6 protein-coding genes are annotated in these 7845 nt (G+C 58.8%); 3 read left to right on the forward strand and 3 right to left on the reverse strand.

Annotated elements, in window-relative coordinates:
• A partial coding sequence (locus Q0L62_RS12690; protein ID WP_296680411.1) for a TonB-dependent receptor plug domain-containing protein occupies positions 1-1358 on the reverse strand: 1358 nt, incomplete at its 3' end.
• 157 nt (positions 1359-1515) lie between these two features.
• On the opposite strand from Q0L62_RS12690, the gene Q0L62_RS12695 reads away from it, so the two are divergent.
• From Q0L62_RS12695 to Q0L62_RS12705, 3 genes are all read left to right on the forward strand, one after another.
• Positions 1516-3021: a tryptophan halogenase family protein gene (locus Q0L62_RS12695; RefSeq protein WP_296680414.1), complete on the forward strand. Its 1506-nt coding sequence runs from the start codon at positions 1516-1518 to the stop codon at positions 3019-3021.
• 218 nt (positions 3022-3239) lie between these two features.
• Positions 3240-3701 (forward strand): PAS domain-containing protein, encoded by a 462-nt coding sequence (locus Q0L62_RS12700; RefSeq protein WP_296680417.1) that lies wholly within the window; start codon positions 3240-3242, stop codon positions 3699-3701.
• 3 nt (positions 3702-3704) lie between these two features.
• On the forward strand, positions 3705-7091 hold the full coding sequence (locus Q0L62_RS12705) for a chemotaxis protein CheB (protein ID WP_296680420.1): 3387 nt from the start codon (positions 3705-3707) through the stop codon (positions 7089-7091).
• A gap of 8 nt (positions 7092-7099) precedes the next feature.
• Here the strand turns inward: Q0L62_RS12705 and Q0L62_RS12710 are convergent, their stop codons facing one another.
• Together Q0L62_RS12710 and Q0L62_RS12715 are read right to left on the reverse strand one after the other, a co-directional pair.
• Positions 7100-7462, reverse strand: a complete 363-nt coding sequence (locus tag Q0L62_RS12710) for a response regulator (protein ID WP_296680422.1) — start codon at positions 7460-7462, stop codon at positions 7100-7102.
• A gap of 51 nt (positions 7463-7513) precedes the next feature.
• On the reverse strand, positions 7514-7845 hold a 332-nt coding region (locus Q0L62_RS12715), incomplete at its 5' end, for a tryptophan 7-halogenase (RefSeq protein ID WP_296680425.1).

Consider the following 7845-nt stretch of genomic DNA (forward strand, 5'->3'; position numbering starts at 1 on the left):
GAATCCCGACGCAGGTCCGATTCGACACGCTGCGCCTCGAACTTGAGGCGCAAGCGATCGCTGACGTTCCATTTGACGTCGAACGAGTAATCAGAAGTGACAGACTTGGTATCGCGCAGGAAGCGCAGCGAATCGACCGGAACGCCGCCCAACCCGAACGGCGACGCATAGGCGTTGCCGGCTCCTTGCGTCAGAATGCCGCTTACGAATTTGCCACTATTATCATACTGCCAGCTATCGCGCGCCTCGATAACAGGCGTAGTAGGATCGTCCCTCCTGCCGATGAGCGCGTACTCTTCGGTCGCGAAGGTCGTTTCCGAACGCAGCCATTCCGCGGTTACAACGAAGTCGCCGGTCGGATCCTCGTACTGTAACGTGGCGTTCCAGGCGTTGCGCTTCCGATCGAGCGTAGTGGTACGCACCCCGGCATATTCCGGCACGAGGACCGATCCGGCAGGCGGGAAGTTGGAAGCATCGAAGTTTGGAGCGTTCCCAAAGCCGCCCGAATTTACAAAAACCGCCCGAATGCAGTCACCGTTCAATGACGGGGCGCGATAACACGGGTCGCCAATCTGCGAGGCATCGGTGCGGCTCTTAAGTTCCGAATTTGAATAACCCAGTTGGAAGCCAAGCCGGCCCGCACCCGTCTCGACCGTGGTCGAACCGAGGACATTGAAGGTGGGTGACCACTTTTTCCTGAGATCGCCATAATTCATCTCGACCGAGCCGGCGAGATGCGTTCCCGAGCGATCAAGCGGTTTGCGGGTAACAAGGTTGACCGTACCGGCGATCGAACCTTCGATCATGTCAGATGTGGCGTTCTTGAACACTTCGACGCGGCCGAGCAATTCAGGCGAAACGTCATTGAACGACAATACGATACCGCCGTTCGCCGAGAAGATGTCACGGCCGTTAAGTTCTGAACGAACATAGGGCAAGCCGCGGATAATCACCCCGGTGCCTTCGACCGAGAACCGGTCGGGGTCCGATGGCTTCTCGAACCTGCCGATGTTGACGCCGGGCACGCGCTGGAGCGCTTCGGCCACCGAACGGTCGGGAAGCGCGCCGATGTCCTCGGCGGAAATCACATCAACGACCGTATCGGCGCGGCGCTTGACGCCCTGGGCATTCTGTAGCGACGCACGATAGCCGGTGACGACAATCTCGTTCGAGGTCGATTCTTCGGCGGTCTCGACTGGCGTAGGTTTGTCCGCATCAGCCGTATCCTCAGCTGCCGGTACAGTCTGCGCCAGCGCGGGCTGCGCCATCAGCGCTGCGGCCAGCACCAGGCCGGACGTGGTCGAAAGTGCAGCAAAACGCCCAAAACGCGGCGAGCCAAAGGACTTCGAAGTGGCCAAGGCGATCCTCCCAGATCTTGTCAGCGGGGGCTGATTCCCTCCGTCAATTTTGCATGTATAACCTTAAAAGTGATCGTTCACAAGAATCAATTTGAACGTTCACAATTTGCCAAGCCGCGCAAAATTGCTATGCGCGAAGGCAGGGAGAATACGCGCAATGGCCATCGACAAGATCGTGATCGTGGGCGGAGGTACCGCCGGCTGGATGGCGGCGGCTGCGTTGTCGCGGCTTCGCGCGGGCCGCGACCTTACAATTACCGTAATCGAATCTGAGACTATCGGCACTGTCGGCGTTGGCGAAGCGACAATTCCACCGTTCGTCGAGTTCAACCAGCTGCTCGAGATCGACGAACGCGCAATGATGGCCGCGGTCCAGGGCACCTTCAAGCTTGGCATCCAGTTCGTCAACTGGGGCAAGCTGGGGGACAGTTACATCCATCCTTTTGGTGCTTATGGATATCACATGGGCGGGGTTGCCTTTCACCAGGTCTGGCACAAATTGCGCCAGAGCGGCGACAAGCGCCCGATCCAGGTGTTCAACCTGGAAACCATGGCGGCCCATTTCGGACGCTTTGCCCGCACCGACGATTACCGGCGCGAAGACCTGCCCCCGGTCAACTATGCCTATCACATCGACGCGGGGCGGTATGCCCGGTTCCTGCGCGGTTATGCCGAACAACGCGGCGTGGTGCGGCAGGAAGGCCGCGTAACTGACGTGGCGCAGCATGCCGAAAGCGGTTTCGTCACTGCGATCACGATGGAAGATGGCAGCGCGATCGCAGGTGACCTGTTCATCGATTGCTCGGGCTTTCGCGGGCTTCTGATCGAACAAGCACTGAAGTCGGGGTATGAGGACTGGACCCATTACCTGCCATGCGACCGCGCGGTCGCCCTGCCTTGCCTGCGCGAAGACGGCAGCGGCCCCGCTCCCTACACCCGCGCCACCGCGCATGGTGCCGGGTGGCAATGGCAAGTGCCGCTTCAACACCGCAACGGCAACGGCCACGTCTATTGCAGCAGTTTCATGGCCGATGACGAAGCCCACGACATCCTGGTCAACAACATCGCCGGTAAACCGCAAGCAGAGCCCAATTTCCTCCGGTTCGTCACCGGCCGGCGCAAGAAGTTCTGGAACAAGAACGTGGTCGCGCTGGGGCTGTCAGCCGGGTTTATGGAGCCGCTGGAATCAACCTCAATCCACCTGATCAACACCGGGATAAACAAGCTGATCGCACTGCTGTCGCTCGACGGGATTACGCAAGTGCAAGAGGATGCGTTCAACCGCCTGACTGGCAAGGAATATGCAAGGATCCGCGATTTCCTGATCCTCCACTACAACAGCACGGTGCGCGATGACACGCCGTTCTGGAACCATTGCCGGACCATGGCGGTGCCCGACAGCCTGACGGAAAAAGTCGAACTTTTCCGCCACAATGGCCAAATATTCCGCGAGGACGACGAGTTGTTTACCGAAACCAGCTGGGCTGCAGTGATGATGGGACAGGGTATCGCAATGGGCGGGCATAACCCGATGGCGGACCGGCTGCAGGGCCGCGAGTTTACCGCCGAAATAGACGGTATCGAACAGTCGGTGCGTCACGTGGTGCAGCATATGCCCGCACACGAAGACTACCTGGCGCGCTATTGTCCGGCAGCGGTTTAAGCCACGTCAGTGCAATCGATAGCGGTCGGGCCCGTAATTCCTGAATAGTCCTTGATTTCAAGCCCTAGCACGCGCAGTCTCGGCGCGAAACAGACGGGCAACAAACCTGCACGATTCGTAGGGAACGAGGCACTATTTCCGCAGAAGAAACTCAACAACTGCTGTGCAGGATCGGCTCTCTGTTCGCGCGGAGTGCTGTGCCCTTGTCGTTGGCCGACATGCGCGCTGATGATTGTCCGCTGGTTTGCATCAACCCGGCCTTTACCGCGGTGACAGGCTACAGCGAGGCCGAGGCTTTGGGACGCAACTGCCGATTTCTTCAGCCACCCGGCGAGGCAGGCCCGGTCCGCGCCGCGATCAAGGCTTATCTGAACGATCCGGGGGTTGATAATGGCCGCTTCATAATCCCCAATTGCCGGCGCGACGGGACCCCTATTCTCAATCTGGTCTATATGGCAAAACTTCACCACAACGCGTCACCGGCTTTCGTTCTGGGATCGCAGTTTGTCGTCACTGCCGAGAACGGACGAAGCGAACTGTACGACCGGGCCTTAAGCGAAAGTCTTGACCAGATCCGTGATCTGTTCAGCGGCAGCGAATGGACATTGTTGGGTAGCACAGAAGCGTTGGCCAGTTCGCTGGCGATTATTGCACGCTATTACCTCGAACAAGGATCTTAGAACATGACCGCAGCAGCGGCAGCAACGCCGCCTATCATCGGCGTGGGGGCATCGGCTGGCGGGCTTGAGGCCTTGCGCGAAGTATTCGAGGCAGCCGAAGCGCAAACCGGCATGGCCTTCGTGGTAGTCCAGCACCTTGATCCAACACACGAATCGCTGATGGCGCAATTGCTTGAGCGGTACACGGCCATGACCGTAACGCAGGCCAGCGGCGGTGAGCGGATGGCGGCTGACCATATTTACGTAATCCCGCCTGGTAACGGCCTGGCAGTGCATGACGGCATTCTTGAACTGACCGAGTTCCGTGATCCGCGCGGCCTGCGCCGCCCGATCGACGATTTCTTCGAAAGCCTGGCCGAAGACCAAGGCGGCAATGCGGCATGTGTCATCCTGTCTGGCACCGGCGGTGATGGCAGCCGCGGGCTTAGAGCGATCAAGGAGCATGGCGGCTTGGCTATTGTCCAGGATCCGTCCAGTGCGCGTTACGATGGAATGCCGGTCTCCGCGATCGGAACGGGTCTGGTCGACATTGTCGCCCGTCCGCAGGAAGTGATCGAGGCGCTGCGCAATTTCTTCGACCGGGCCGGCGATATCGACCTTAACGACGAAGCATCCGAAGCTACCGACCTGATCGACCAGATGTGCGACGTCCTGCAAGAGACGATTGGCCACGATTTTTCCGGATATAAGCGGTCAACCTTGTCGCGCCGGATTGCACGCCGGATGCAGGTTATCGGCGCCATGACCAGCGATGATTACCTTGCACGACTGCGCCTGGACCAAGGCGAGTGCGAGGCCTTGTTCCGTGATTTGCTTATAAACGTCACGCGCTTTTTCCGCGACGGGCAGGATTTCGCCCGCCTTACCGAACTCGTCATCGATCCCATGGTCGAGGCCTCGCGCAACGCCGGCGAAATCCGGATATGGGTGGCCGGATGCTCGTCTGGCGAAGAACCCTATACCCTTGCAATGCTGTTTGCCGATTCGATGCGGCGGCATGGCAAACGCCCATATGTGCAGATTTTTGCCTCTGATATCGACGACCAGATGCTCAACATTGCACGCTCGGCAACATACCCTCTCGCCGCGCTGGGCGATATTCCGCCGGAAATGCAAAGTGACTATGTTGTGCTGGGCGCGGACAATTTTTCAATGTCGCCGATGATCCGCGACATGGTCCGCTTTAGCCTTCACAACGTGGTGCGTGATCCGCCTTATTCAAAAATAGATCTGCTTTCTTGCCGCAATCTGCTGATCTATTTTGACGAGGATCTGCAACGCCAGGTTATCCCGACTTTCCATTTCGCCCTGACCGATGGGGGTAAGCTGTTTCTGGGATCGTCGGAGACGGTTGGCCGGTTCGAAGATCTTTTCAGTGTGGAGGACCAGCGCAGCCGCATTTACGAGCGCCGCCCGGTGATCGGTCGGTATTCCTTGTCGTTCAGCAAGAATCCGAACCGTGTCATGCATTTCAAACCGCAAACCCAGCACCGGCCGGTCAGCAACGGATCGGTTGAGATCAGTGCCCTTAAGCGGATAGCCGAAAGCTATGCGCCGGTTTCGCTACTGGTCGACGCGGAAGGCGTATTGCTTGACCACTGGGGCCCGACCAGCCGTTATCTGGATTTTCCGGAACGTGCGGATCAGCGCATCGAGGTTGCACGCCAATGCAAGCCAGGCCTGCGCGATATGGTTGGCCCGTTGCTGCGCAACGCCGCGGAACGCGACAAGCGCCGGTTTGTGCGCAATGTGGAAGTGCGCACTGATTTTGGGACGCAAATGGTCAACGTGGTGGCTGACCCGGTCGCGGCAGGCGCCTTCCTTCTCGTTATCCGCGAAGAAGGTCCGCTTAGCACCGAGGCCTTTGACGAGGCGGAAGAGTTCGAACGCGGTGACGGCGAGATACAGTTTCTGCAGGACGAACTGGCGACCACGCGCCAGCGTCTGCGCACAACCGTTGAAGAGCTGGAGACGACAAACGAGGAACTGAAAAGCTCGAACGAAGAAATGATGTCCATGAACGAGGAGCTCCAATCGACAAACGAGGAGCTGACCACAGTCAATGACGAGCTGAAATTAAAGGTCGATCAGATTACTCTGGCCAATGCTGACCTCAAGAATTTCTTCGATTCGACCGAACTCGTTGTTCTGGTCGTTGATCAGAACCTCAGGCTGCGCAGCTTTACCGAAGCGGCACGGTCACTTTTCACTCTGGATGCGGCTCGCATCGGAAAGGCGCTAAACGCGCTGGACAGCGAGCTTGCAGACGAGCGCCACCTTGGCATGGCGCGGCGCGCTGTGATGGGTGAACGGATGAGCGAGGAACGCGTCAGCACCGCTTCTGGCGACCGCCACTTTATCCTGCGTGCCCTGCCTTACCGCCGCCTTGACGGAACTACCGACGGAGCGACGCTGGTCTTTACCGATGTCAGTCTGGCGCTTGCGCTGGAACAAGACCTGATCGAAGAACGCGCGCGGCTGCGCATGGCTCTGGAAGTGGCCAGGATTGGGGTATGGCAGTACGAGCCGTCGACCGACAAAGTTGACCTTGACCGGACCGAACGCGAATTGCTTGGCCTTGGCGATGAACCGATAACCGAGATGGCCCCCATTCTGGCCAAGCTGCCGGGCGACGATCGCGACCGGGTAAACGATTCGCTGCGCCGCGCCATGGACGGTGAGCGCGACTATGACGAGGTGTTCCGGGTGCCGCTGGACGATGGCCGCTTTCGCTGGCTTCACGGTTTGGGCCGAAGGCTGGAACTGGGGGATAACCGCAAGTTCATCGGCGTCACTTATGACATTACCGCCGAACGCGAGCAGTTGGCCCAACGCGAACTAATGATCCGGGAGATGAATCACCGGGTAAAGAACCTGTTTGCGATCGTTTCATCATTGATTGCGATCAGCGCTCGCCACACGGATGACGTTGCTGGATTTGCACGCGACCTGCAGGACCGGATTCGCGCGCTGGGCCGTTCACACGCTCTTGTAGTAGACGAATCGCGCGGCGACGCATCGCTCGCAGATATTTTGAAAGCCGTTGTCGGCCCTTCAGTAAAGGACCAGCTGATTGCACTGGACGGAGACCCCGTCACGCTGCCTAACCGCATGGTCACGCCCTTGGCATTGGTCTTTCACGAATGGGCAACCAATGCGGTCAAATATGGCGCGTTGTCGCATGAGGACGGCACGCTGGCGATAGACTGGAAACGAACAGCCGATACCGTTGTGCTGTCGTGGCAAGAAACCGGCGGCGCGGACGCAGTTCCCGGTCAGGCCGGGTTCGGCACAAAACTGGTCGATGCCACAGTTCGCCAGCTTAACGGGACGGTAAGCAGCCGAAAGGATGCAGGCTCCTTCGCTCTGGAACTCAGCTTCCCGTTATGATCTGCGCTTTACGGCCAGCCAACCAAATCTGATATGTGAACGTCCAGATCGCCCGGTCCGATAGGTTTATGGACCATGCGCGCCTGCGGAAAATGCGCGGCGATATAGGCATGGTCAAAGTCAGCGCTGACAAAGACGATAGGACAACCGCCGGCATGGAGACATTCGGCGACAGGCCAAACTTTCTTGTCGTGCAGGTTGATGTCCAGAATGGCCAGATCGGGCGCACTTGCTTCGGCAGATTGCAGCGACTCTTCGACGGAATGAAACGGACCGATCACCTCGGCGCCCAGAGCTTCGACTTCAAGCACCAAGTTCCAGGCAATAAGCGCTTCATCGTCGACTATGAAAATCCGTGGTGGCACAAGCATTACGGTGCAAAACCGCGCAGGCTGATTGGTTCCCCATCTGTGTCCATTCGGTCAGCTTTCACGCGCTGACGCACAGTTGCGCTCTATGTAATCCGCATGATCCGGCATCCCCGCAGCGGCACGCGCCAGTGCGTCCTGCAGTTTGAACAGGTAGGCGGAATGATTCGCACCCCGCAGCGGCAGCAACGGATCAAGGCCGTCGGGAAGGTTGCCTTGCCCGATATGGACCGCCAGCCAACTGGGCGGGCCGAACAGGTCGGCATCGCGCTGGACCAGGCGGCCGTGTTTGCGGAAGTGCTCGATCTTCCATGTCACGGTATCGGGCACCTCCATCGCGCTGCAATAGCGCCACAGCTCGCTGTCGGTGCGGCTGGTCAGCTTAT

The sequence above is a fragment of the Novosphingobium sp. genome (assembly GCF_024642085.1).
Taxonomy (GTDB): domain Bacteria; phylum Pseudomonadota; class Alphaproteobacteria; order Sphingomonadales; family Sphingomonadaceae; genus Novosphingobium.